Raw genomic sequence first — 25,110 nt, 5'->3', positions numbered from 1 at the left:
AATAACAAAAATGCCCCGTTCTTGCGAATGGGGCATTTTTTGTTCAACAAGCGCGGATCAACCGGCCCGGCGCAGCAGCCAGAACCCGGCCAGGGCACAGATGGCAGTCGGCACCAGCACCGCAAACAGCGGCGAAAAGCCGAATACCAGGCTCGACGGCCCCAGCAGGTCCTGGGCAATGCGGAAGGTGAACCCTACCAAGACCCCGGTAAATACCCGCTGGCCCAGGGTTACCGAGCGCAAAGGGCCGAAAATAAACGAAATCGCCATCAACACCAGCGCAGCGGTCACCACCGGCTGCAACACCTTGACCCAAAATGCCAGCCAGTAGCGGCCGTTGTTCAGGCCCTGGTCCTTGAGGTAGTGGATATAGCTCCACAAACCGGAGATCGGCAGGCTTTCCGGGATCATCACCACGGTATTGAGCAGTTCCGGCTTGAGCGCGATGTCCCAGGCCTGTGTCGGCTCGTTGATCACCTCGGTGCTGGCCTCGGTGCCTTTGCCGGGGTTGCGGAAATGAGTGGTGGTGACATCGCTCAACACCCACTGGTTGTCATTGAACTGTGCCCGTTTGGCAAAGCTCGACGACAGCATGTGGCGCTCTTCATCAAAGCGATAGCGGGTGACACCCACCAACAGGCCACCGGGTTGCACCGCGTTGATGTGGATGAATTCATCACCCTGGCGGTGCCACAGGCCTCGCTTGGAGCTCTGGGCGTCGCCCGAGCCCTGGGCCAGCGCACGGTTGGCCTGGGCGGTGGTTTCCGCCGGTGGCGCCACGTATTCGCCGATCAACACACTGGCGGCCATCAGCAGCAGCATGGGTTTCATCACCGCCCAGACGATACGGGCGATGGACACCCCCGCCGCGCGCATGATGGTCAGCTCGCTGTTGCTGGCCAGGCTGCCCAGGCCGATCAGGCAGCCGATCAGTGCGGCCATCGGCATCATGTCGTAGAGGCGGCGCGGTGCGGTCAGCGCCACGTAGCTCAGTACGTCAGTGACCGTGTAGGTATCGGTGACGTTGCCCACCTCATCAATGAAGGCAAACAACGACGCCAACCCGAGGATGATGCCCAATACCGCCAGGATGGCGACCAGTACGCTGCTACCGATGTAGCGATCCAACTTACCCACGAGCCATCTCCTTCATGCCGCGACGGCTCTGCATTTTCAAGCGAATCGGTTCCCAATACAGCAGGCCCAGGCCAATCACCAGGAAGATGCCGTGGACCCACCACAGCCCCAGGGTCGGCGACAGCTTGCCCTTCTCCAGGGAGCCACGGGCGGAAATCAGGATGGTCAGGTAGGCCATGTACAGCAGGATCGCCGGCAGCAACTTGAGGAAGCGGCCCTGGCGCGGGTTGACCCGGGACAGCGGCACCGCCATCAGCGTGACGATAAACACCAGCAGTGGCAGGGAAATACGCCATTGCAGTTCGGCAATCGAGCGCAACTCCTTGCTGCCGATCAGGGCCGGGGTCGGGATCGCGTCGCGGTCAGTGACCTCGTTGCTCACATCCGGCCGGGCCAGCATCACCCCGTAGGTGTCGTACTTGATGGCGCGGTAGTCGGCCTGGCCGGGGCTGCCGTCGTAGCGATAGCCGTTCTCCAGGATCAGGTAGCGGCTGCCGTCCGGACGCACTTCCTGGCGCCCGCTATCGGCCACCAGTACGGAAATGCCACGGTCTTTCTTGTCCTGGCCCAGGCGCTTCTCGGAGATGAACACGCCGCCGAGGTTGGCCCGATCGTCGGTCATGCGCTCGGTGTAGGTCACGCGGGTGCCGTCGTTGAGCGCCTGGAAGCGGCCCGGTTCGAGGGTGTCGAACTCGGTCATCGCGTCCTGTTTGTTGAGCACCAGCTGGAACTGCATGGCGCCCTGGGGGGCCAGGCTCAGGCTCAACCAGGCCACCACCAGCGCCACGCCAGTGGCCGGGACCATGGTCATGGCCAGCAGGCGCTGCTGGCTCATGCCGGTGGCCGAGAGCACGGTCATCTCGCTTTCGAGGTAGAGCCGGCCATAGGCCAGCAGGATCCCGAGAAACAGGCCCAGGGGCAGGATCAGTTGCAGGAACCCCGGCAGGCGAAAGCCCATGATCAGGAACAGCGAACCCGGATCCAGGGCCCCCGAGGCAGCCTGGGCCAGGTATTTGACGAAACGACCACTCATGATGATGACCAACAACACCGCACTCACGGCACTCAGGGTCAGCAGGACTTCGCGGGACAGATAACGGAAGACAATCAAACCAGACACTCCAGGGTTGTCAGGCTAAGGCGGCCAAACAAGCAAGCATATCAAGTCGCCCCGTTGACACGGGCCGGCGAAAAAGATGGCGCATTATCCTGTGATTGTCGGCGCCTGTCACGGAGCTTGCTCACAGCCGTGCACAAAGCTGGCGTCAAGGGTTGTCAGGCTCGGGCGGCGCGGTACAAACTGCGGGCCTTGTCGGGCTCGCCTACAGGCGGCCCAGCCTACAGGCCGGAGTACAGACTCCAGGCTCTTTGACCTTATATAAGGGACCCGAACATGGAATTGGTTGTAAAAAGCGTTAGCCCCGAAACGTTGAAGACCGCCACCCTCGTGGTCGCCATCGGCGAAGGCCGCAAGCTCGGCGCGGCCGCCAAACAAGTCGATGAACTGAGCGGTGGCGCCATCAGCGCCGTGCTCAAGCGTGGCGACCTGGCCGGCAAGGTCGGCCAAAGCCTGCTGCTGCAAAGCCTGCCCAACCTCAAGGCCGACCGCGTATTGCTGGTGGGCGTGGGCAAGGACGCCGAACTGGGCGACCGCCCGTTCCGCAAGATCATCAGCGCCATCCTCAACACCCTCAAGGGCCTGGGCGGCAGCGATGCGGCACTGGCGCTGGACGAAATCGTGGTCAAGGGCCGCGACAGCTATGGCAAGACCCGCCTGCTGGCCGAAACCCTGCTGGATGGCGGCTACACCTTCGACCAGTTCAAGAGCCAGAAAGCCGAACCCCGCGCCCTGAAGAAAATCACCCTGCTGACCATCAAGGCCGCCCAGGCTGAAGTACAGCGCGCCACCACCCACGCCCAGGCCATCGCCGCCGGCATGGCGTTCACCCGCGACCTGGGCAATATGCCACCCAACATCTGCCACCCGACCTACCTCGGCGAGCAGGCCAAGGCCTTGGGTAAAGAGTTCAAGGGCCTGAAAGTCGAAGTGCTCGACGAGAAGAAGATCAAGGAACTGGGCATGGGCTCGTTCTATGCCGTGGGCCAGGGCAGCGACCAGCCACCCCGCCTGATCGTCATGCAATACAACGGCGGCAAGAAGGCCGACAAGCCGTTCGCCCTGGTCGGTAAAGGCATCACCTTCGACACTGGCGGCATCAGCCTCAAGCCGGGCGCCGGCATGGACGAGATGAAGTACGACATGGGCGGCGCCGCCAGTGTCTTCGGCACCCTGCGTGCCGTGCTCGAACTCAAGCTGCCGATCAACCTGGTGTGCATCCTGGCCTGTGCCGAGAACATGCCGAGCGGCGGGGCGGCGCGTCCAGGTGACATCGTCACCACTATGAGCGGCCAGACCGTGGAAATCCTCAACACCGACGCCGAAGGTCGCCTGGTGCTGTGCGATGCCCTGACCTACGCCGAGCGCTTCAAGCCACAGGCGGTGATCGATATCGCGACCCTGACCGGTGCCTGCATCGTCGCCCTGGGTTCCCATACCTCGGGCCTTTTGGGCAACAGCGACGAGTTGGTCGAGCAACTGCTCAGCGCCGGCAAGGCCGCCGACGACCGTGCGTGGCAACTGCCGTTGTTCGATGAGTACCAGGAGCAACTGGACAGCCCGTTCGCCGACATCGCCAACATCGGCGGACCAAAGGCCGGCACCATCACCGCCGCCTGCTTCCTGTCGCGCTTTGCCAAGAACTTCAACTGGGCCCACCTGGACATCGCCGGCACCGCCTGGACCAGCGGAGGCAAAGACAAGGGCGCTACCGGTCGTCCGGTGCCGCTGCTGACCCAATACCTGCTGGATCGCGCCAAGGCCTAAACATCACGGCCCCTGCTTGACCCTGTAGGAGCGAGCTTGCTCGCGAAAAACCTGAGGACAACGCGTTCATTCAGAATGAACGCGTCATCGTTAACGATTTTCGCGAGCAAGCTCGCTCCTACAGGCAAAGCATGCAGGCCGCTGCAGGACATGTAATGACCCAAGTCGACTTCTATATATTGCCCAGCGCCGATCCGTCGGCGCGCCTGGACTTTGCCTGCAAGCTCACGGAAAAAGCCTGGCGCATGGGCCATCGCATCTACCTGCATTGCAGCGACAGCGCCCAGCGTGACGACCTCGATGCCCGCCTGTGGCGCTTCAAGGGCGAGAGCTTCGTGCCCCACGGCCCCGCAGAATCGGAGCCTGAGAGCCTGGTGGTACTGGGTGTGGGCGACAGTTGTGGTGATCACCATGACCTGTTGGTCAACCTGGACCTGAAAGTGCCGGCGTTCGCCAAGGGTTTCGCCCGCGTGGCGGAAGTGGTGGTGGAAGATCCGGCTATTCGTCAGGCCGCGCGGGAGAGTTTCCGTTTCTACCGCGAACAGGGCTATTCTCTGCAAGATCACCGATTACAGCGACTCTGAGCACATGATGGACACTTCAAACCCGCTAAAACCGTCTGACCACCTGCTGGACGACCTTGAGTCGATCCGCCAGTTGCTGGGTGATGACAACCTGCAACCACCGCTGCTGACCGATACTGTCGCAGAAGAGGTACAGATCCCCCTGCTGTTCGACCAGGTCGGCGCCAAGCCTGGGGCAGCCGAGCCTGTCGAGCCGCCCGTCGTACAAGCGGCGCCCACGCAACCTGCCGCCGAAAAAGCCCCCGACGCCTTGCTGCTGCACCTGGACAACGAACTGCGCGCCGCTGCGCAATTGATCATGCAGGACGTTATCGACGACTTTGCCCCGCACATCGAAACCGAGATCAAGCGCCGGATGGATGCGCGCATGGAGCGGTTGCTCAGCCAGTACCAGTCCTGAGATCCCCTGTAGGAGCGGGCAAGCCCGCTCCCACATTTGACCCGCGCCAGCCGTAGCCCTTCTCTTCGTCTCGCCCTCTCCCCTATCCCTCGTTATACTTGTCGGCTTTCCTGAATAAATGCCAACTAGGGTCCCGCCGCGCATGGATAAGACCTACCAGCCGCACGCTATTGAAACTTCCTGGTACCAGACCTGGGAGTCCGAGAACTATTTCGCTCCGCAAGGTGCGGGCGAGTCCTACACAATCATGATCCCGCCGCCGAACGTCACCGGTAGCCTGCACATGGGTCACGGTTTCAACAACGCGATCATGGACGCCCTGATCCGTTTCCGCCGCATGCAGGGTCGCAACACCCTGTGGCAGCCGGGCACCGACCATGCCGGCATCGCCACCCAGATGCTGGTGGAACGCCAACTGGAAGCCACCGGCCAGAGCCGTCACGACCTGGGCCGCGAGAAATTCCTGGAAAAAATCTGGGAATGGAAGGACCAGTCCGGCGGCAATATCAGCCGTCAGATCCGTCGCCTCGGCTCGTCCGTAGACTGGAGCCGCGAGCGTTTCACCATGGACGACGGCCTGTCGGAAGCGGTCAAGGAAGCTTTCGTGCGCCTGCACGAAGATGGCCTGATTTACCGCGGCAAGCGTCTGGTGAACTGGGACACCAAGCTGCACACGGCGATTTCCGACCTTGAAGTGGAAAACCACGACGAGAAAGGTTTCCTGTGGAACCTCAAGTATCCGCTGGCCGATGGCGCCAAGACGGCCGAAGGCAACGACTACCTGATCGTCGCCACCACCCGTCCGGAAACCATGCTCGGCGACGCCGCCGTGGCCGTTAACCCGCAAGACGAACGCTACCAGGCCCTGATCGGCAAATTTGTCGAGCTGCCATTGGTCGGCCGCCGCATCCCGATCATCGCCGATGATTACTGCGACCCTGAATTCGGCACCGGCTGCGTGAAAATCACCCCGGCCCACGATTTCAACGACTACGAAGTCGGCAAGCGCCATAACCTGCCGCTGCTGAACATCTTCGACAAGAACGCCGCCGTTCTGCCGGCCTGCCAGGTGTTCAACCTCGACGGCACGCTGAACGACAGCATCGACGGCAAGATCCCGGCCGAATACGCCGGCCTCGACCGCTTTGAAGCACGCAAGCAGATCGTTGCCGCGTTCGATGCCGCCGGCCTGTTGGTCAGCGTGGATGACCACGCCCTGAAAGTACCGAAAGGCGACCGCTCCGGCACGGTGATCGAGCCGTGGCTGACCGACCAGTGGTACGTCTCCACCAAGCCGTTGGCAGAACCTGCGATTGCTGCCGTGGAAGACGGCCGTATCCAGTTCGTGCCCAAACAGTACGAAAACATGTACTTCTCGTGGATGCGCGACATCCAGGATTGGTGCATCAGCCGTCAGTTGTGGTGGGGCCACCGCATTCCGGCCTGGTACGACGAGTCGGGCAAGGTCTACGTCGGCCGCGATGAAGCCGAAGTGCGCGCCAAGCACAACCTCGGTGCGGACGTGGCGCTGCAACAGGACAACGACGTGCTGGACACCTGGTTCAGTTCGGGCCTGTGGACCTTCTCGACCCTGGGCTGGCCGCAGCAGACCGAGTTCCTGAAGAAATTCCACTCCACCGACGTGCTGGTCACCGGTTTCGACATCATTTTCTTCTGGGTTGCCCGGATGATCATGCTCACCATGCATTTGGTGAAGAACGAGGACGGCACCCCGCAGGTACCGTTCAAGACCGTGTACGTGCACGGCCTGGTGCGTGATGGCCAGGGCCAGAAGATGTCCAAGTCCAAGGGCAACGTGCTGGACCCGCTGGACATCATCGACGGCATCGACCTGGAGACCCTGGTGCAAAAACGCACCTCGGGCCTGATGCAGCCGAAACTGGCGAAAAAGATCGAGAAGCAGACCCGCGACGAGTTCGCCGACGGCATCGCCAGCTACGGCACCGATGCCCTGCGCTTCACCTTCTGCTCGCTGGCGTCCACCGGTCGCGACATCAAGTTCGACATGGGCCGCGTCGAAGGCTATCGCAACTTCTGCAACAAGATCTGGAACGCGGCGCGCTACGTGCTGGACAAGGGCGAAGACTGCGGCCAGAACGGCGAAGCCTTTGAGCTGTCCCTGGCTGATCGCTGGATCATCTCGCAGTTGCAGCGCACCGAAGCCGAAGTGACCCGCCAACTCGACCAGTTCCGTTTCGACCTGGCCGCACAAGCGCTGTACGAGTTCATCTGGAACCAGTATTGCGACTGGTACCTGGAACTGTCCAAGCCGGTGCTGTGGGACGAGAACGCACCGATCGAGCGCCAGCGCGGCACCCGTCGCACCCTGGTGCGCGTGCTGGAAGTGGCGTTGCGCCTGGCGCATCCGTTCATGCCGTTCATCACCGAAGAAATCTGGCAGCGCCTGGCGCCGCTGGCCGGTATCGAAGGCAAGACCATCATGCTGCAACCTTGGCCGGTGGCCAATGAAGCCCGCATCGACGAGGCTGCCGAAAGCGATATCGAATGGCTCAAGGCCCTGATGCTCGGCACGCGCAACATCCGCGCCGAGATGAACATCGGCCCGGGCAAGCCTTTGGCGGTGTTCGTGAAGAACGCCAGTGCCGAAGACCTGCGCCGTCTCACCGAGAACGACGCCTTGCTCAAGAAGCTGGCGAAGCTGGAGTCGATCACCGTATTGGCTGATGGCGCCGAAGCACCGCTGTCTGCCACCGCACTGGTTGGCGAGATGGAAGTGCTGGTGCCGATGGCCGGCCTGATCGACAAAGGCGCCGAACTGGCACGCCTGGACAAGGAAATCCTGCGTTTGCAGGGCGAAGTGCAGCGCGTCGGCGGCAAGCTGTCCAATGCGGCGTTCGTGGACAAGGCCCCGGCCGAAGTCATCGACAAGGAACGCGCCAAGCTGGCCGAGGCCGAACAGGCGTTGGGCAAGCTGGCGGAGCAACATGCGCGGATTTCCAGCCTGTAAGGGCCGGCCTGCGTAAAAAAGAGACCTTCGGGTCTCTTTTTTTTGGCACTGCAAACCCAATCAATGTAGGAGCCGGCTTGCCAGCGATAGCATCACCTCGGTCTGCCCGATACACCGAGTCACCCGCATCGCCGGCAAGCCGGCTCCTACAGTTGAACGGGTTGGGCTCAGGATGTGTGACAATGGCCGCCACTTTGAGCCAACACCAGAATCATCATGACCGCCCCCAGCACACCCAAACCGCCCCGCAAGAAGCCGAAAACCGCCGCCACGGCCAAGCCCGTCGCGCCGCGCAAGGAAGCGACCCTGCACCCGCGCAACCGCCACCAGGGCCGTTACGACTTCCCCGCGCTGATCAAGACCACGCCAGAACTGGCCCAGTATGTGATCCTCAACCCCTACGGCAAGGAAAGCATCGACTTCGCCAGCCCGGACGCGGTGCGGGTGTTCAACCGGGCGCTGCTCAAGGCGTTCTATGGCGTGCAGCACTGGGATATCCCGGCTGACTACCTGTGCCCACCGGTGCCGGGCCGTGCCGATTACGTGCACTTCCTCGCCGACCTGCTGGCCAGCGTCAACGACGGCAAGATTCCCCGTGGCTCGATCGTCAAGGTGCTGGACATCGGCATGGGCGCCAACTGCGTCTATCCGCTGATCGGCTACATGGACTACCGCTGGAACTTCCTCGGCTCCGAGATCGACCCTACCGCCGTGGCCGCCGCCAAGGCCATTGTGCAGTCCAATGACCTGAGCAAGGTCATCCAACTGCGCCAGCAAACCAATCCCAAGCATATTCTGCTGGGGCTGCTGGAGCCGGGTGAGCGTTTTGACCTGACCATGTGCAACCCGCCCTTCCATGCCTCCATGGATGAAGCGACCAAAGGCAGCGAGCGCAAGTGGCGTGCCCTGGGCAAGGCCGACCCCAAGCGCAAATTGCCGGTATTGAACTTCGGCGGCCAATCGGCAGAGCTGTGGTGCGAGGGCGGTGAGGCGCGGTTTGTCACGCAATTGATCGCCGAAAGCGCGCATTTTGCACATAAGGTGCTGTGGTTCAGCACTCTGGTGTCAAAAGCGTCCAACCTGCCTGCCATCGAGACCGCGCTGAAAAAGGCCGGGGTCCTGGAAAGCCAGGTGGTGGAGATGTCCCAGGGCCAGAAACAGAGCCGTTTTGTGGCATGGACCTTCCAGACCAAGAACGAGCAGCAGATCTGGCGCCAGCGCTGGGTGCGCTAGAGGCAAATCGCAGGCAACAAAAAACCGTGCCCGGATCGCTCCGATGCACGGTTTTTTTTGCTGCGTCTTACTTGTTGATCGAGTCGGTCAGGCCTTTGGCCACAACCAGCTTGATCACTTTCTTCGCAGCGATTTCGATGGCAGCGCCAGTCGAAGGGTTACGGCCGGTACGGGCTGGACGCTCGGCCACTTTCAGCTTGCCAACACCTGGCAGAGTGATTTCGCCGCCGTTGTCCAGCTGGTCACCAACGATCTGAGCCAGTTGCTCCAGTACTGCACGTACTTGAACCTTGGTGGTGTCAGTGGATTCGGCGATATCAGCGATCAGTTGGTCTTTAGTCAAAGCCATTGTGGTGTTCCTTCCCTATCAAATTCATTTGGATTGCAGAGTGCAGTGTCAGCCATCGAGCCCGACCGTCAAGGCCTGGCACCCCTGGCCATAACCGCGAGAGATCGGGGTTATAGATGCTTGAAACGGGGTTTGGTTCGACCTGACAAATGCTGAATGCACGCTTAACGCCGATACATCGCGTAAGACGGGGCAAAACTAGCACAGAGACGGGGAAATATCCGCTTCTACCTACCCATTTGGTCAGCTTTATCGCTCTAAACCGTGAAAAAAAGGCATATGGGCCGTCAGAGGCCTGCCAAAACCGCTGCAAACGACGCCGCGACCAACGGGTGCGGTACACTGGCGACTTTTTCCGGGAGGCCAACCGCTCCCGCCCAACCAGCCGAGAAGCCCATGCCGATCCGTCACTGCATCGTCCACCTGATCGACAAAAAACCCGACGGCACGCCCGCAGTTCTCCACGCCCGTGACTCCGAACTGGCCGAGTCCGCCGCCATCGAGAACATGCTCGCCGACCTCAACGAGAGCTATAACGCCAAGCAAGGCAAGGCCTGGGGTTTGTTCCATGCCGAGTCCGGCGCGCACCCGTTCAGCGGCTGGTTGAAGGAATATTTCGACGGCGCCAAGGATTTCACCGCCTTCAGCCGGATTGCCGTGGAACACCTGCAGAAGCTGATGGAGGAATCCAACCTCTCTGTCGGCGGCCACGTGCTGTTTGCCCACTATCAACAGGGCATGACCGACTACCTGGCCATCGCCCTGCTGCACCACAGCGAAGGCGTGGCGGTGACCGACGAGCTGGACGTGACGCCCTCGCGCCACCTGGACCTGGGCCAGTTGCACCTGGCGGCACGGATCAACGTGTCCGAATGGCAGAACAACAAGCAGTCCAAGCAGTACATCTCGTTTATCAAGGGTAAGAACGGCAAGAAGGTCTCGGAGTACTTCCGCGACTTTATCGGCTGCCAGGAAGGCGTCGACGGCCCGGGCGAGACCCGCACCCTGCTCAAGGCCTTCAGCGACTTCGTCGAGAGCGAAGACCTGCCGGACGAGTCCGCCCGCGAGAAGACCAAGACCCTGGTGGACTACGCCAGCAGCCAGGCCAAGCTCGGCGAGCCGATGGGCCTGGAAGAACTGTCGGGCTTGATCGATGAAGATCGGCCAAAGGCGTTCTACGACCATATCCGCAACAAGGACTACGGCCTGTCACCGGAAATCCCCGCCGATAAGCGCACCCTCAACCAGTTCCGCCGCTTCACCGGGCGCGCCGAAGGCTTGTCCATCAGCTTTGAAGCGCACCTGCTGGGCGACAAGATCGAGTATGACGAAGCCGCCGGCACCCTGATCATCAAGGGCTTGCCGACCCAACTGACCGACCAGCTCAAGCGCCGTAACTGATGCTCGGCGGGGTCCTGAAGAAAGTCCTGCTGGTGCTGCTGGTGGTGGTGGCGATCCAGAACTGGGGCAAGATCGAGCGGTTGTTCAACCCCTCGCAGGTGGTGCCGGAGCAGGTGCGGGCCACCGCCCGGGTGACGCTGTACACCACCGAGTGGTGCGGGTACTGCAAGCAGACCCAGCGGTTCCTCGATCAGAAAGGCATTCCCTACAAGAGCGTGGATATCGAAAAGGATACCCAGGGCCGCAAGGCCTATGAGGCCCTGGGAGGCGGCGGGATTCCATTTGTGGACGTGAATGGCACGCAGATTCGCGACTACAACCCGGATGCCATCCTGTCCGCCCTGAACCTGTAGGCGCGAGCAAGCCCTAATGCCGATCAGTTAAGCGCAGATCAAATGTGGGAGCGGGCTTGCCCGCTCCCACATTTGATCTGCGCATTAACCCACGCCTACAGCGGTTTGATTAACGGATTAAGAAGCCCAGGCGCGGAAAGTGCACATGCACAGTGCCGCCGCGCTCATCCTCGCGACGCAGGATCAGTTCTTCACGGCCGGCAAACATCAACTCCCCCGCCACCGGGTCGACGCCATAGTCGGTCGCGGCGATGGTCACTTGCTGGCCGACCTTGAACCCGTTGGGCTCTGCAAACACTTCATCCGGCAACGCTGCAGGCGCGCTATCGCGGGCGATTTCCAGGGCCTGCCCGGCACTCATCTCGCTGGCAGTGCCATGCCCAAAGCCCAGGACCCGCGCCAGCCAGGCGCTGGCAGCCGGATAGTTATCCACCAGCGGCGAGGTCACCGACGAGCCTTTGAGGAACCACAACGGATGGGCCATGGCAAAGTCGGCAATCGATGGCTCGCCAAACAGGAAATCCCCCGACTGGCGCTGCAATTGCTGCTCAAGGCGCGCAATGATTGCCGGCCACTGGTGCCGCGCCACGTCCAGTGGCACGCGGCTGGCGCTGCCGTCGCCGAACATCTTGCTGCGGTCGGCCACCAGCACCTGCAGCAACTGCGGCGGCACCTTGGCAAATTTCACGGCCAGGGATTCGGGCTGGAACACCAAGGCCACGGCATGGGAAAACACCACCGAATCGGCCCAGGCGGCAAAGCTCTGGCTGACCAGTTCCTGGCCTTCGGGAAACAGCGGCGGCGTGGCCTTTTCCTGTTCCAGGCGGAGTGCGATCAGCGCAGTGTCGCAGTAAATATCTGCACCCACTTGCAGCACCGGGGTTTTACGGTAGCCGCCGGTCAGGGCCGTCAGGTCGGGCTTGGGCATCACCGGGGGAATGGTCACCGAATGCCAGGACAGCCCTTTGTAGCCCAGGAGCAGGCGGGCTTTTTCCGCGAAAGGGGATTGGGGGTAGTGGTGCAGGATCAACTCAGACATGCCGGACTCCGCCAGATGAAGGAGCGACCAGATTATCGTGCAAAAACCCTGCGGCCTAGCCATTGGCCTGATGGGAACTGATCAGTCAGATTGATAAGCCCGGGCCAGACACTCCTTGGCGCTTTTCTTGAGCTTTTTTATCAGGCGTTCCTGGCGCAGCGCCTCGCCCTTGCTCGCGCAGGCCTCGGTATACACCAGCGCGACCGCCGGGCTGGACAGGAAAAACCGCGCGCCCTTGCCGCTCTGATGCATCGCAAAGCGGCGCAGCGGATCGTTGCTGATCCCGCAATAGAGCGAGCCATTGGCCGCCCGCACCAGGTAGACAAACCAGGGCTTGGGCGCGATGGGTTCAGGTGGATTGTTCACAAAAGGTTCTGGCAAACGAAAAGAGCGCCAATCTTATCAACGACTGGCCTGGAACGCCTTCAACCCTTTCAACGCCTGGGCGCGCACCGCGTTGCGCACCAGCGGCGTCCAGCCCAGCAGCAGGCCCTTCGCACCCAGGGCCTGGCGCGACCAACGCCACAGGTCGAAGTGGTCGTGGTGCTCGCAGATCTTGCCGTCGCGAAACACAAAACGGGCCTGGATATCGTTGACCACGGTGTTGCCGGTCTGGCTGAACAGATACGTCGCCACCCAATGGGCGCTGCCGAGGGTGTCGTCGCTGCGCACCTGGTCGAAGGTCAGGGAAAAGTCCTTGGCCCGAGTGGTGAGCATGCGCCACATGTCGCCGGCATCGCGCCCGCGCAGTTCACCGAACGCCGGGTCGCTGAACCGCACATCCTCGGTGTAGCAGGCACTCATGGCCTCGGCATCCAGGCGCTGGAAGGCGCTGTAGAACTCGCTGATCAGGGCGTTGTGGGCGTCGCTCATGGGTTGCATCCGGCAAAGGTGGGAAGTCAGTCACGATAGTGTGCAATGGCCTGCAACGCCATCGGCATCAATCCCGGGAATGCCAGGGGTAAACCCCTAAGGCACCATGCCGCAGCTACGGGCATAGGCGAACAGATCCACGTCGGTGGAAATACACAGGCGGTTCATGGCCGTGCTTTTCTGTTTGCTGATGGTGGAAATACTGCGATTGACCCGAGCAGCGATCTGGCTGACCGTCATGCCGCTGGCGAGCATGCGCACCACTTCCCGTTCCTTGCCGGACAATTGCGGTTGTTGCGACTGATCGCCGGTGCCCGCCTCCACCAGTTGCACCCGCAGGCATTCACTGACAAAGGTCTGGCCGGCGCTCACCGTCTTGATCGCCTGGGGCAACTCCTTGGCCGAAGCACTCTTGGCGACAATGGCCTGGGCGCCATGGGCAAAAGAAGCCCGTAGGGTGGCGACGTTGGCAAACATGGTCACCAGGATCACCGGCAACTGTGGATACTGGCGGTGCAACAGGCTGAGCAAGCCGTAGCCATCGGCCTGCTGCCCGCCGGGCATGGCGAAGTCGGTCACCAGCACATCGCACGCAGTGGTTTGCAGTAACCGCAGCAGCTCATCGGGCCCGTCAGCCTCCCCCACCACTTTGCACCGACCGTTCGCCTCGATCACCACTCTCTGCCCGATACGCACAATGGGATGATCGTCAGCAATAATTACGCGAAGCATAAATCCCCACGGATGATGGCAACTGAGCCCGCAAAATACCCTCGCCAGCGGCCCTCAACAACCGTCCATACCCCAGGCTTTTGCGTGGCGATCAGTGTTTTGTAGTGATTTTTTTAAAGCCTACAAAGTAAACAGAAATTACCTACATACATAACCCGCAGTACAGATTGGCAATGACCTACAAGCCCCCCTGATCACAACGCCCCCAAGTAACGAAGGTACGCCCGCAAGTCCTCCTGGAAGGCGTCCAACTGCTGTTTGCTCAGCACTATGCCCTGGGTGTGGATGCGCTCGATCAGGCTCATCCCGCGCAGCTCCAGTTCGGCGACGCCGAGGAACGCCAGGCTGCCCACCAGGCGGTGCAGGCGCTCGGCGGTCAACGGCGCATCCAGGGCTTGGCGCGCGTGAGCCAGGGCGGCGCTGTCTTCCCGGGCTTCGCACAGCAGGCTGGTGAGCATCTGGTCCACTACGCGGGCATCGCCAAAGGTCTCGATCAGGCCGGCACGGGTCGGCCAGGGCACCGGCGCGATGGCACTCGGGGCGATGGTGGCCGGGCCGGGTAGCCATAGCGCCAGCACGCCATGCAGTTGCTCGAGGCTCAGCGGCTTGAGCAACCAGGCGTCCATGCCGGCATCACGACAGCGTTGGGGATCGTCGTGGACCAGGTTGCCGGTCAAGGCAATGATCGGTACACGCCGCTGTGCGTTGGCGTGTTCGCGCAGGCGGATCGCCCGGCTCATGGTGTAGCCGTCCATCAGTGGCATCTGGCAATCGCTGATCACCAGATCGAAAGGACGTTCGGCCAGGGCAGCCAGGCCGTGTTGCCCGTCGCCAACCAAGTGATGGCCCAGCCCCAGTTTTTTCAGGAACCAGCCCATCAGCGCGCGGTAGGTGGAGTGGTCTTCCACCACCAATACGGTCAGGTGCTGCCAATGCAATGGGGGGGCGCTCGAGGGTGTCAATTCACGGGAAAGCACTGCGCTCAACGATACGTCAGTCTCCATGTTCACCTCATTGTGACGATCCGTCCTGCAGCGCACGACGGCGCTGACGCAACAGCCAAACCCTCATGACTGCTATCGCCGCCTGAAAATAGCCTTATGGATGGCGGCATGACGATGCAACAACTACGAAAAACCCAACTTTCCTACATATCCAGCAACCTATTCCGACACAAACAAAACTGATTTCCGCCTCCCGGTGATTGTCGTAATAGTTGTATTTCCCCCGCTCCCCCCCGTCGCTAAATTGCGCTCCACCCCAATCAGAGGGAACGGGCAGGCCGCACTGCGGCCACCCCGAAACAGATACGCCAAGCCGCCTTGCAACCCGCCCCTTCCAAGGGACAGGCACTGCCGGCTGCACGCATCAATCGCCGAACTTGCACTGGAACAACCTGAAATGAACAAGTCGCTAAACCTGGTGGGCACCGCCCTGTTGCTCGCCAGCGCTACCTCCGCCTTCGCCGCCAGCAGCGTGGACCTGGCCGTCAAAGGCCTGATCACCCCGAATGCTTGTACTCCCGCGCTTTCCGCCGGGGGCGTGGTGGACCACGGAAAAATCGCCGCCAAGGACCTGCTCCAGAACAATCCCACGTCATTGCCCCGGGTGACGCTGCAATTGACCATCGATTGCGATGCAACCATTCCCTTCGCCCTCAACCCCATCGACAACCGCAGTGGCACCTCCACCAGCGGCAGCGACTTCGGCCTGGGCCTGGTCAATGGCAACAAGCGGTTGGGCCGGTTTTACCTGACCCCGCTGAACATGCTCGCCGACGGCGTGAGTGTGCAACCTATCGCCTCCGGTGACGGTGGCCGCACCTGGTACAACGAGCGCAACTGGGAACTGCAGACCCTATGGGGCGCCGGCGCCCTAGACGACGCCACCACCCTGCTGCCGGTCAAGAGCCTGGTGATGGACCTGGAAGTCGGCGCCAGCATCGCCCGTGCCGACCAGTTCGACTTCAGTCAAGAGACGCCCATCGACGGCTCCGCGACCCTGGAAGTGCTGTACCTGTAACTAAAACCCCGTCCACACGGAAGGTTCCAATCATGCATTTTTCCACCGCTATTCCATTGGCCGTGTTGTGGCTTGCCGCCTCACCACTGGCCCTGGCCGCCAGCAGCACCGACCTCGCCGTCAAAGGCACCATTACCCCCAGCGCCTGTGCGCCGCTGATCTCCGGCGGTGGCATGGTCGACTACGGAAAAATGGCCGCCAGGGATCTCCAGGCCGAGCAGTACACCGCACTGCCCAGCCAATCCATGCAGTTGAGCGTGCGCTGCGAGGCGCCGACGTTCTTCACCCTGACCACGGTCGACAACCGCGCCGGTTCCTCGGCCAACCACGCCAGCTGGCATGGCCTGGGCATGACGGCAGAAGGGGAAAAACTCGGCGGTGCCGCGTTCCATCTGTATGCCCCCGTGGCCGATGGTGTGGCGGTGCGCACCATCACTTCCGTGGACGGCGGCGTGACCTGGCTACCCACCAGCCTGCTCACCCACAACATGCTGACGGCCGTCGCCCTGGGCAACCAACTGGTGCCGATTGCGGTACGGGACTTCGACGCACAGATCCGCCTGTACACCCACATCGCCCCCGCCGATGGCCTGACCCTGACCGACGAAGTCCCCGTCGATGGGCACGCCACGGTCCAAGTCACCTATCTATAAACCTAATCGAAAGGAATTCGTCCCCATGAAGCCCCTGTTTACCGCCCTCGCCACCAGCCTGATGCTGCTCGGTTGCGCCAGCACCTACGCCGCATCGACCGTCGACCTCACCGTCAAGGGCTTGATTGTGCCTAGCGCCTGCACCCCCAACCTGTCCGGCGGCGGGGTGATCGACCACGGCAAGATTTCCGCCAAGGACTTGCGCCCCGACAACCCGACGCATATCGGCAGCCACGTCATCACCCTGGCTGTGCTGTGCGATGCGCCGATTCAGTTTGCCCTGCACTCCATCGATAACCGTGCCGGATCCTCCACCGTGGCCTCCGACTACGGCCTGGGCCTGATCAACGGCACCCAGAAGCTGGGCTGGTATCAACTGACCTTGCGCAATCCCGTGGCCGATGGCGTGGCGATGCAACCGATTGCTTCCGGGGACGGCGGCAACACTTGGTACAGCGAGAAGTTCTGGGACGCGGGCTTGTACATGGCAGTCGCCGCCCTGGACGACGCCACCCAGCCCGCCTCCGTCAAGGAAATGGTCACCGAGCTGCTGGTCGTCACCAGCATCGCCCGTACCGACGGCCTGGACCTGAGCAACGAGGTCACCCTCGACGGCTCGGCAACCCTTGAAGTGAAATACCTGTAACGCCATGGGCGCCCATGCCTGGCAACCCCTCTGCGGCATGGGCGTTGTTTTTGTATCGCCCGCATTCACCCCGACCCGTGGCGCCCACTGATGAACACGCTCCCTCGCCTCCTGACAGTATTGCTTTTGTTGACGACCACTGCGGCGACCTTAGCCGCTTCCTTTGTCGACCTTGTAGTGACCGGCCGCCTGACACCGGATGCCTGCCACGTCACGCTGTCTGACGACGGCACGGTCGATCACGGGAAGATTCCTGCCCATACATTGATCTCCAACGAGTTCACCGTGCTGCCCAGCCAATTGCTGGAGCTCAACGTGCAGTGCAACAGGCCGATGCTGTTTGCCCTGGTGGGGCTGGACAACCGCGCCGAGTCCTCACTGGCGCCCGGTTTTTTCTACGGCCTGGGCCGCAACATTCACGTCCCGGCCGAGCGCCTGGGATCGGTGGCGCTGTCTTACCGCAACCCGGTGGGTGACGCGCAACCCATGCAAACCCTGGCCTCCAGCGACAACGGTGAAACCTGGTCGCCGGAACCCAATGCCTACCCCAAATCCTATGTCGGCTTTGCCCCGCCCGGTGACCGCCAACCCGACTTTATCGGCCAGTTGAGCGCCCAGTTACGCATCGACACGTCCATCAACTTCGCCCAGTACCTGACCCTCAATCAGGAAGTGCCGCTCGATGGCTCCATCGTGCTGGACTTGCGCTACCTCTGACCTCTTCACGCAGCCCCCATGGAAAACCCCGTCATGACGACGACATTGTTCAACACCAGGGCCTGCATCGTGGCCCTGACACTGCTGTTTGGCGCCCTTGCGCAGGCCGACGGCATGGTCCCGGATACCTCCGTGGTCATCGTCTACGAAGCCGAAGGTGAGGCCGCTGTTTCGGTCACCAATACCGACAGCCAACTGGCCCTGCTGCACGTCACCTTGCAAGACATTCCCGAAGACAGCGAACCGCTGCTGGTGGTCACGCCGCCGCTGTCGCGGGTGGAGGCGGGCAAATCGCAACTGGTGCGGTTTATCCTGCAAAGCCCGCAACCGCTGCTGACCCAACGGCTGAAGCGGGCGATCTTCGAAGGTATGCCCCAGGGCCGCCCGGCCACCGAAGCGGGGCATGCCCGTGTGGGGGTGACGGTCCGCCAGAACCTGCCGGTGATCATTCATCCAAAAGGCCTGGCGCCCAATCGCACGCCCTGGACCGGCCTCACCTGGTCGCAGCACGGCAACACCCTGCAGGTGCGCAACGACAGCCCGTATGTAGTGCGCCTGGCCCAGGAACTGCGCCTGCTGCCCGGCGATGGCAAGGCCATGCTGCCACGCACCTACGTGTTGCCGGGGGAAACCCTGAGTGTGCCGGCCACCGGCGGCCCTGCCAGCAAAGTGCGGCTGCAACCGGCCACCGTCTATGGCTTTGCCGTGGCCGCCTACGAAGCCCCTATCACCTGACGAAAAAACCAAGAGCCAGGCGTCCTGCCCCCCTGTAGGCGCCGGCTTGCCGGCGAAAAAACCGAGAGCAACGCGAGGCACCAGGCCCCCCGCGCAATCGTCGATGGCTTTCGCTGGTCAGCCGGCGCCCACAGTGGGCCTGCTCGAAGACCGTCGCCAGGGCGCACAGACGCCCATCACTCGAGTGCCTTTCGTGAAAACAGTATTGAGCTGCCGTGCCGGCAACGCCGTGCCCACACGGTTCACCTTCCCCACCCTGCTGCTGGCGGGAGTCCTATTGCCCGCCACGGGCTGGGCCCAGGAGCAGCCGGGCTTCGACGCCACCACCCTGCACCAGCGCGGTATCGACCCGCAGTTGGCCAGCCTGCTACTGGACGCCCCGCGTTTTACCGCAGGCCAGCACGCCGTGACCCTGCGGGTCAATGGCCAGCACCGCGGGCGCCTGGAAGTGCGCTTCGATGCACAGGGCCGCCTGTGCTTTGACCAGGCCTTGCTGGACGCCGCCAACCTGGTGGTACCCGATGACAGCGGCCCCTGTCACGATGTGCTCGCGCAGTATCCGCAAAGCCTGGTAGAACCCGATCCGGCCAACCTCAGCGTATCGCTGGTGGTGCCGACCGAGGCGCTGCGGCCGTTGCAACAGGACGTCTCGGGCTATCGGACCGGGGGGTTTGCCGGCCTGCTCAATTACGATCTCACCGGGTTCTACAACCGCTTCGGTGACGACGACAGCCGGTTCGGCTCGGCCAACACCGAAGTGGGTTTCAACGCCGGTGACTGGATCGTGCGCAGCCGCCAGGTACAGACCTGGCAGGATGGCCTGTCGCGCAGCACCCACCTGGAAGCCTACGCCCAACGCACCTTTGCCAACCATCAGGCAGTGCTGCAGACGGGGCAAATCAACCTCTACAACCCGGTACTGGCCGGCGCGCAGATCACCGGGGTGCAAGTGCTCACCGAACAGGCCCTGCAGGAGCAAGGCCAGGGCGCAACCATCGAAGGCATCGCCAACAGTCCGGCCCAGGTCGAGGTGCGGCAGAACGGCGCGTTGATTCACTCCACAGTGGTGCCAGCCGGGCCGTTTTCCCTAACCGATGTGCGCCGTCTGAACTCACGCTCGGACGTCGAAGTCACGGTCAAGGAAAGCAGCGGTGGCGAACGCCGCTTTACGGTCCCCGCCGCCATGCTCGGCCTTGGGTTGCCCGCGCCGGGGTACTCGGTGGCGGCAGGCCGCGTGCGCAATATCGGCGATGCCCAGGGCGACGATCCGTGGGTGGTCAGCGCGGGCTGGACCGGCGCTGTACATCCGCAGCTGTCCCTGGGCAGTGGCGTGCTGGCGTCCAGCGAATACCGGGCGGCGGGGCTGAGCCTGGGGTGGCTGCCGTGGCTCGACAGCCAGGTGCAATTGGCCACCCAAGTGGCCGACACCCAGGCCCCGGACAAAGTGCGGGGGGTGCAGACCGACCTGTCATGGTCCCAGCGCCTGAATGAACAATGGGCGTTCAGCGTGGCCAACTCCTGGCGCACACCGGGCTACCGGGAACTGGAAGAAGCCACCTATGAACCGCAATCCACCCAGCAGCGCCGCTCCCGTTATCGCGATCAACAGAGCGCCACGGTGGGCTGGTCCCACCCATGGCTGGGGGCGTTCAGTGCCGGGGTGTCGCGCTCCAGCAGCTTTGATGGCGACAGCAGCAGCCGCGGCCTGGCGTCCTGGGGCACCAGCGTCGGTAGCGTGTCGTTGTCGGCCAGTGCCGAGTGGCAGATGGGCGGGCACCAGCAGCAGGACAACGCGGTGTACCTGAATGTCAGCCTGCCGTTGGGTGAGAACCGTCGGGTGCGGGGCTGGGTCCGCAATTCGGGCGGCGAACATCGCACGGGGCTGGGACTGAACGAACAGATCGACGATCAACTGAGTTATCGCGTCAGCGCCGAACACGACACCCGTGACCAACAAGTGGAAACCACCCTCGGCGTCTCCGCCCTGCCCCGCTACAGCCAGCTGGACTTCAGTTACAGCCGCTCCGACGCCGAGCGTTCAAGCTACCAGGGCAGCGCCCGCGGCGGCGTGGTGGTGCACGGCGGCGGCGTGACGTTTTCCCCTTATCCGGTGCGCGACACCTTTGCCGTGGTCGCGGTGGGCGACATGGGCGGGATCAAGCTGAGCACCCCCAGCGGCCCGGTATGGACCGACTGGCAAGGCCAGGCCGTCGTCGCCCAGGTGAGCGCCTATGGCCGCAGCCCGGTGGAAGTGCAGACCCGCTCGCTGCCGCGCAATGCCGATATCAACAATGGCCTGACGATGATCTCGGCCGGGCGCGGGGCGGTGGATCGGGTGGACTTCGCAGTGACGTTGACCCGCCGGGTGTTGCTCACCGCACGCACCGAACAGGGCGTGCTGTTGCCCCGCGGGGCCTCGGTCAGTACCGCCAGCGGCGAGTTCGTGACCCTGGTCCAGGACAGCGGCCAGGTGTTTCTGCCCAACGTGCTGGAGCCATCGGGATTGTGGGTCAGCGCGCCAGGTCTGGCGCGTTGCCGGCTGCAGTTCGAACTGCCGGCCAAGGGCGATCCCCAGGTGTATTTCGAAACCGCGCCCGCGCGCTGCAACCCCTTATGAGGAAGATCACCATGCCCCTTCTGCGCGCCCTGCGGCGACTGACCGCTGCAGTGCTGAGCGTCGGCCTCGCCGGCAACGCCCTGGCCAATGACGAGTGCCAGTTGAATATCAGCGAGTCGCTGCTGGACTTCGGCCAGATGAGCCGTCTTGCACAAAACGACAGTGCCCCCCAGCGTCTGCTCGGCGAACGCCGCTTGAGCCTGAACCTCAATTGCCCGCAACCGTCGGACATGAGCGTGTTTTATAGAGCCCTGGCTGCAAATGCACACCGCCTGCAATTTACCGAGCACGGCACCTATGCCCTGCATGTCAGCGATGGCGTGCTGGATGGCCAGGCCGTGGAGCTGGGGTTGTTGCCTGGCGCCGGCCAGCCACCGGCCAGCGTCGCTAGCGCATTGAGCTGGCGGCCAGGCCATGGCGTCGCACCGGTACAAGGTGCCAGCGTGGTCCAGGGCCGGCAGTTTTCCCTGCAACTGAGCCTCAGCGCCTGGGCCGATGTGGCCGCCACCCACGTGCGTGAGGCAACCACCTGGGAAGTGTCCGGGACATTCGACGCACGCCAGAGCGGGCGCTACCGGGAACTGACCCTGCACGCCCACTTCGCCCCAGCCGCCTGCACCCCATTGCTGTCCAATGGCGGCCTGGTGGACTACGGCACGTTGCTGGCCAAGGACCTGAGCGCCACCCAAGAAAACCCACTGCCCACCCGCACCTTGCAGTTTTCCGTGAGCTGCGATGCGCCCGCACGCTTTGCCTTGCTGATGCATGACAACCGCTTCGGCTCGGCTACCGGCGGCACCGATGAAACCGCCTACGGCCTGGACCTGGACGCCAGCCGGAACAAGATCGGACGCTACTACCTGAACATCGACCCCGCAGACTTCAGCGCCGATAGTTTCGGCACGCTGTATCGCACCGACTCCACCAGCAATGGCCGGGCGTGGAGCAGCTCCAGTGCCCGGCAAATCCCAATCGCCGCCAACAGCCTGATGGGCTTCACCAACAGCGTCGGCAACACCCAGGGCCCGATTGCCATCCAGCACCTGGCCGGCACGGTACGCGTCAAGGCCTACCTGGCTCCGATCCAGTCCCTGGACCTGCGCAACGTGGTGCATATCAACGGCTCCGGCACCCTCGAAATCATCTACCTCTGACCTCTGGAACCTGTCTTATGAACAACTTGAGCCTGGCTGTTTCTTCCCTGCTGCTGTGGGCCGCCCTCCCTGCGACAGCTGCCTCGACCGTCGACCTGAGCGTCACGGGCCGGATCACGCCCACCGCCTGCACCCCACTGCTGTCCAGTGGCGGGCTGATCGACTACGGCAAGATTTCCCAGCAGGACCTGAACCTCGAACGCGGTACGCGCCTGCCAATCAAGCAATTGCAAGTCAGTATCGGCTGCAACGCCCCGAGTCGCTTTGCCTTGCGCATGCGCGACAATCGCGATGGCACAGCCACGGTCAATAGCGAGATTTACTACGGGCTGGGGCTGGACCACAGCGGCAATCGCATCGGCCTCTACTCCATGAGTTTCGACCCGCGCCACACCCTGGTGGACAGCACCGCAACGGTCTTTGGCACGGAGTCCACCACAGGCGGCCTGGCCTGGCGCACGGCCAACCTCAACCCCATCGATATCGGCGCCAACAGCTACTTGGGGTTCACCGACATTCAGGGCAGCACCGCCGGGCCGTCGGCGATCCAGGAGCTGGTCAGCACGGTCAAGGTCGAAGCGGTGATTAATGCCCGGCAGAACCTGGACCTGAGCCGCGACACCCCGCTCGACGGCTCGGCGACTCTGGAAGTGCTGTACCTCTAGAGTTTTTCGCTGCTGACCTGCACATACAGCGCACGCCCGGCGCCGAGCCCGGCGGCGATTGCGCCAAGGCCGATCAGCGCGAAAATCCAGCCGATGGCAGTCCAGCCGCCGGTCCAGTCGTGGACCAGGCCGACCGCGAACGGGCCGAGGGAAGCCAGGGTATAGCCGATGCCCTGGGCCATGCTCGACAGGTTGGCGGCCACGTGGGAGTCGCGCGAGCGCAGCACGATCAGGGTCAGCGCCAGGCTGAACGTGCCACCCTGGCCCAGGCCCAGCAGGATCGCCCAGCCCCACAAACCGTCCAGCGGTGCGTACAGGCACCCGAACAAACCGCCGAGCGTCAGCAGCATGACCACCACGATTGCCAGGCGCTGGTCCTTGCCACGGGTGGCCAACCAGGGTGCCGCCTGGGAACTGGCCAACTGCACGATGATCGAGCCGGACAGGGCCAACCCGGCTTCGGTGGCACTCAGGCCACGGCCGATGAGGATCGACGGCAACCAGCCGAACACGATGTAGGCCAGGGAGGATTGCAGGCCCATATACAAGGTCACCTGCCAGGCCAGCGGATCACGCAACAGCCCCTTGACCCGATAAGCCACCTGGTGCGCACCGTGTTTGTGCCCCACTTGCGGCAACCAGAACAGCGCCGCCACCAGTGCCGGCAGCATCCAGAAGCCCAGGCCGATGTTCCAGCTGTCGGCGAAATAGTGGCTCAACGGCACGCTGGCACCGGCCGCCAACGCCGCGCCCAGGCACAGGGCCATGGTGTAGACACCGGTCATGGCCCCGGCCTGCCTGGCAAAGTCACGCTTGACGATACCCGGCAACAACACCCCGATGATGCCGATACTGGCCCCGGCCAGCAGGCTGCCGGCGAACAGCCCGACCTCACCGAACGAGCTGCGCAGAATGATCCCGGCGGCCAGGGTCAATAAAATCCCCAGCACCACCCGCTCGGCGCCAAAACGGCGGGCCAGGATCGGCGCCATGGGCGCAAACAGGCCCAGGCACAGCACCGGCAAGGTAGTCAGTAGCCCTGCCTGGGCCGCCGACAGCCCCAGGCTGCTGGACACTTCGCTGAGCAACGGCGCCATGCTCGACAGCGCCGGACGCAGGTTCAACGCCACCAGGATCAGGCCCAGCAACAACAGCCACGGGCGATGCACCTGCACCGGGCTGTGCTGGACCACCGCATCATCGGCTTCGGCGTCGATCAGCAATTCTTCAAGGGCGTTATCTGCACGGGGCATGGCGTTCTCGGGTTCAAGGTTCATTGATCAACTGCCGGGACAGCGCCTTGGCACGCTCCGGGTCCTGCTGTTCCACGGCCTCGAGCAGTTCGACATGCAGGTCGAATACCGCCTGGCGGCGCGGCTTGATATTCAGGGTTTGGCGCAACTGGGCGCCGACAATGCTCGAAAAGTACTGGTACAGCTCACTCAGGGCCGGGTTATGGGCCGCATCCACCAGGCGCTTGTGGAACACCAGGTCGCACTGGATGTAGTGCTCCAGGTCGCCGTGGTAGTGCTCGCCACTGGCCTGCAGCGCCTGGCGCAGCTGTAGCAAATCCTCCGGCGTACGGCGCAAGGCCGCCAGGCCAATGGCCTCGACTTCGAGAATCTGCCGCGTCTCCTGGGCCTGGACCAGGGTGCAATGAGACATGGCATTCATCACCCCCAACGGGTCGGTCATCGAGCGTAGGTAGCTGCCGTCCCCTTGGCGGATCTCGATCAACCCGGAAAACGCCAGCACGCGCATCGCCTCGCGCACGGTGTTGCGGCTGATGCCCAGCTCGGCAGACAGCTCCGGCTCGGTGGGCAGGCGTTCACCAATGGCCCACTTGCCCTGGGTGATGCGCTGGCGCAGTTGATCGAGGGCCAGATCGACCAGGGAGCGTTTGATAAGCGGGGCGATGTTTGGCATG

25 protein-coding genes are annotated in these 25,110 nt (G+C 62.9%); 15 read left to right on the top strand and 10 right to left on the bottom strand.

Features of this window, described 5'->3' with window-relative positions:
- Positions 1-57 precede the first annotated feature (57 nt).
- Entirely contained in the window at positions 58-1,137 is a 1,080-nt protein-coding gene (lptG, locus tag AC19YY_RS01480) for an LPS export ABC transporter permease LptG (protein ID WP_169954503.1), read from the bottom strand.
- Positions 1,130-2,248 (bottom strand): LPS export ABC transporter permease LptF, encoded by a 1,119-nt coding sequence (gene lptF / locus AC19YY_RS01475; RefSeq protein ID WP_169954504.1) that lies wholly within the window; start codon positions 2,246-2,248, stop codon positions 1,130-1,132. The genes lptG and lptF overlap by 8 nt, the downstream gene beginning before the upstream one ends.
- 282 nt (positions 2,249-2,530) lie before the next feature.
- On the opposite strand from lptF, the gene AC19YY_RS01470 reads away from it, so the two are divergent.
- The 5 genes from AC19YY_RS01470 (at position 2,531) to rlmF (ending at position 9,227) form a co-directional block, all read left to right on the top strand.
- Complete coding sequence (locus AC19YY_RS01470; RefSeq protein WP_169954505.1) at positions 2,531-4,021, top strand: leucyl aminopeptidase; 1,491 nt, start codon at positions 2,531-2,533, stop codon at positions 4,019-4,021.
- Positions 4,022-4,176: 155 nt separating this feature from the next.
- A complete protein-coding gene (locus AC19YY_RS01465; RefSeq protein WP_169954506.1) occupies positions 4,177-4,605 on the top strand; it encodes a DNA polymerase III subunit chi in 429 nt (142 codons plus the stop codon).
- Between the two features lie 7 nt (positions 4,606-4,612).
- Positions 4,613-5,005 carry a DNA polymerase III subunit chi gene (locus tag AC19YY_RS01460; RefSeq protein ID WP_500603789.1) on the top strand — a complete coding sequence of 131 codons (393 nt, stop codon included), beginning with the start codon at positions 4,613-4,615 and terminating at the stop codon, positions 5,003-5,005.
- A gap of 142 nt (positions 5,006-5,147) precedes the next feature.
- Positions 5,148-7,994 (top strand): valine--tRNA ligase, encoded by a 2,847-nt coding sequence (locus AC19YY_RS01455; RefSeq protein ID WP_169954508.1) that lies wholly within the window; start codon positions 5,148-5,150, stop codon positions 7,992-7,994.
- 216 nt (positions 7,995-8,210) lie between these two features.
- Positions 8,211-9,227 (top strand): 23S rRNA (adenine(1618)-N(6))-methyltransferase RlmF, encoded by a 1,017-nt coding sequence (gene rlmF, locus AC19YY_RS01450; RefSeq protein ID WP_169954509.1) that lies wholly within the window; start codon positions 8,211-8,213, stop codon positions 9,225-9,227.
- A 67-nt stretch (positions 9,228-9,294) separates the two neighbouring features.
- On the opposite strand, the gene AC19YY_RS01445 is transcribed toward rlmF, so the two are convergent.
- Positions 9,295-9,576: an HU family DNA-binding protein gene (locus AC19YY_RS01445; RefSeq protein ID WP_169954510.1), complete on the bottom strand. Its 282-nt coding sequence runs from the start codon at positions 9,574-9,576 to the stop codon at positions 9,295-9,297.
- 396 nt (positions 9,577-9,972) lie between these two features.
- On the opposite strand from AC19YY_RS01445, the gene yejK reads away from it, so the two are divergent.
- Positions 9,973-10,977 carry a nucleoid-associated protein YejK gene (yejK, locus tag AC19YY_RS01440; RefSeq protein WP_169954511.1) on the top strand — a complete coding sequence of 335 codons (1,005 nt, stop codon included), beginning with the start codon at positions 9,973-9,975 and terminating at the stop codon, positions 10,975-10,977.
- Positions 10,977-11,330, top strand: a complete 354-nt coding sequence (locus tag AC19YY_RS01435; protein ID WP_169954512.1) for a glutaredoxin family protein — start codon at positions 10,977-10,979, stop codon at positions 11,328-11,330. Before yejK ends, AC19YY_RS01435 begins: the two co-directional genes overlap by 1 nt.
- Before the next feature lie 109 nt (positions 11,331-11,439).
- Here the strand turns inward: AC19YY_RS01435 and AC19YY_RS01430 are convergent, their stop codons facing one another.
- The 5 genes from AC19YY_RS01430 to AC19YY_RS01410 form a co-directional block, all read right to left on the bottom strand.
- On the bottom strand, positions 11,440-12,369 hold the full coding sequence (locus AC19YY_RS01430) for a glutathione S-transferase family protein (RefSeq protein WP_500603788.1): 930 nt from the start codon (positions 12,367-12,369) through the stop codon (positions 11,440-11,442).
- Between the two features lie 81 nt (positions 12,370-12,450).
- Entirely contained in the window at positions 12,451-12,735 is a 285-nt protein-coding gene (locus AC19YY_RS01425) for a GIY-YIG nuclease family protein (protein WP_346266476.1), read from the bottom strand.
- 36 nt (positions 12,736-12,771) lie between these two features.
- Positions 12,772-13,242, bottom strand: a complete 471-nt coding sequence (locus AC19YY_RS01420; protein WP_169954515.1) for a nuclear transport factor 2 family protein — start codon at positions 13,240-13,242, stop codon at positions 12,772-12,774.
- Between the two features lie 96 nt (positions 13,243-13,338).
- On the bottom strand, positions 13,339-13,974 hold the full coding sequence (locus AC19YY_RS01415) for a response regulator (RefSeq protein WP_169954516.1): 636 nt from the start codon (positions 13,972-13,974) through the stop codon (positions 13,339-13,341).
- 194 nt (positions 13,975-14,168) lie between these two features.
- Positions 14,169-14,978 (bottom strand): response regulator, encoded by an 810-nt coding sequence (locus AC19YY_RS01410; protein WP_172312053.1) that lies wholly within the window; start codon positions 14,976-14,978, stop codon positions 14,169-14,171.
- 397 nt (positions 14,979-15,375) lie between these two features.
- Between AC19YY_RS01410 and AC19YY_RS01405 the strand changes: the two genes are divergently transcribed.
- The 8 genes from AC19YY_RS01405 to AC19YY_RS01370 all read left to right on the top strand — a co-directional run bounded on the left by AC19YY_RS01405 (position 15,376) and on the right by AC19YY_RS01370 (position 23,183).
- Entirely contained in the window at positions 15,376-15,996 is a 621-nt protein-coding gene (locus AC19YY_RS01405) for a DUF1120 domain-containing protein (RefSeq protein ID WP_172312055.1), read from the top strand.
- Positions 15,997-16,028: 32 nt separating this feature from the next.
- Positions 16,029-16,649: a DUF1120 domain-containing protein gene (locus AC19YY_RS01400; RefSeq protein WP_169954519.1), complete on the top strand. Its 621-nt coding sequence runs from the start codon at positions 16,029-16,031 to the stop codon at positions 16,647-16,649.
- Between the two features lie 25 nt (positions 16,650-16,674).
- Positions 16,675-17,295 carry a DUF1120 domain-containing protein gene (locus AC19YY_RS01395; RefSeq protein ID WP_492633682.1) on the top strand — a complete coding sequence of 207 codons (621 nt, stop codon included), beginning with the start codon at positions 16,675-16,677 and terminating at the stop codon, positions 17,293-17,295.
- A gap of 90 nt (positions 17,296-17,385) precedes the next feature.
- Positions 17,386-18,012, top strand: a complete 627-nt coding sequence (locus tag AC19YY_RS01390) for a DUF1120 domain-containing protein (protein ID WP_170041794.1) — start codon at positions 17,386-17,388, stop codon at positions 18,010-18,012.
- A 33-nt stretch (positions 18,013-18,045) separates the two neighbouring features.
- Positions 18,046-18,747: a fimbria/pilus chaperone family protein gene (locus AC19YY_RS01385; RefSeq protein WP_170041793.1), complete on the top strand. Its 702-nt coding sequence runs from the start codon at positions 18,046-18,048 to the stop codon at positions 18,745-18,747.
- A 193-nt stretch (positions 18,748-18,940) separates the two neighbouring features.
- Complete coding sequence (locus AC19YY_RS01380; RefSeq protein ID WP_500603787.1) at positions 18,941-21,364, top strand: fimbria/pilus outer membrane usher protein; 2,424 nt, start codon at positions 18,941-18,943, stop codon at positions 21,362-21,364.
- A gap of 11 nt (positions 21,365-21,375) precedes the next feature.
- Positions 21,376-22,518, top strand: coding sequence for a DUF1120 domain-containing protein (locus AC19YY_RS01375; protein ID WP_500603786.1), 1,143 nt, complete (start codon positions 21,376-21,378; stop codon positions 22,516-22,518).
- A gap of 17 nt (positions 22,519-22,535) precedes the next feature.
- Complete coding sequence (locus AC19YY_RS01370) at positions 22,536-23,183, top strand: DUF1120 domain-containing protein (RefSeq protein ID WP_170056777.1); 648 nt, start codon at positions 22,536-22,538, stop codon at positions 23,181-23,183.
- Here AC19YY_RS01370 and AC19YY_RS01365 read toward each other — a convergent pair.
- Both AC19YY_RS01365 and AC19YY_RS01360 read right to left on the bottom strand, forming a co-directional pair.
- Positions 23,180-24,460: a CynX/NimT family MFS transporter gene (locus tag AC19YY_RS01365; protein WP_500603785.1), complete on the bottom strand. Its 1,281-nt coding sequence runs from the start codon at positions 24,458-24,460 to the stop codon at positions 23,180-23,182. The genes AC19YY_RS01370 and AC19YY_RS01365 overlap by 4 nt on opposite strands.
- Complete coding sequence (locus AC19YY_RS01360; protein ID WP_432754585.1) at positions 24,450-25,109, bottom strand: FadR/GntR family transcriptional regulator; 660 nt, start codon at positions 25,107-25,109, stop codon at positions 24,450-24,452. The genes AC19YY_RS01365 and AC19YY_RS01360 overlap by 11 nt, the downstream gene beginning before the upstream one ends.
- Between the last annotated feature and the right edge of the window lies 1 nt (position 25,110).

Source organism: Pseudomonas sp. MF09156 (assembly GCF_059862305.1).
The sequence above is the reverse complement of the archived record's forward strand: the minus strand, read 5'-3'. Positions and strand labels throughout refer to the sequence as shown.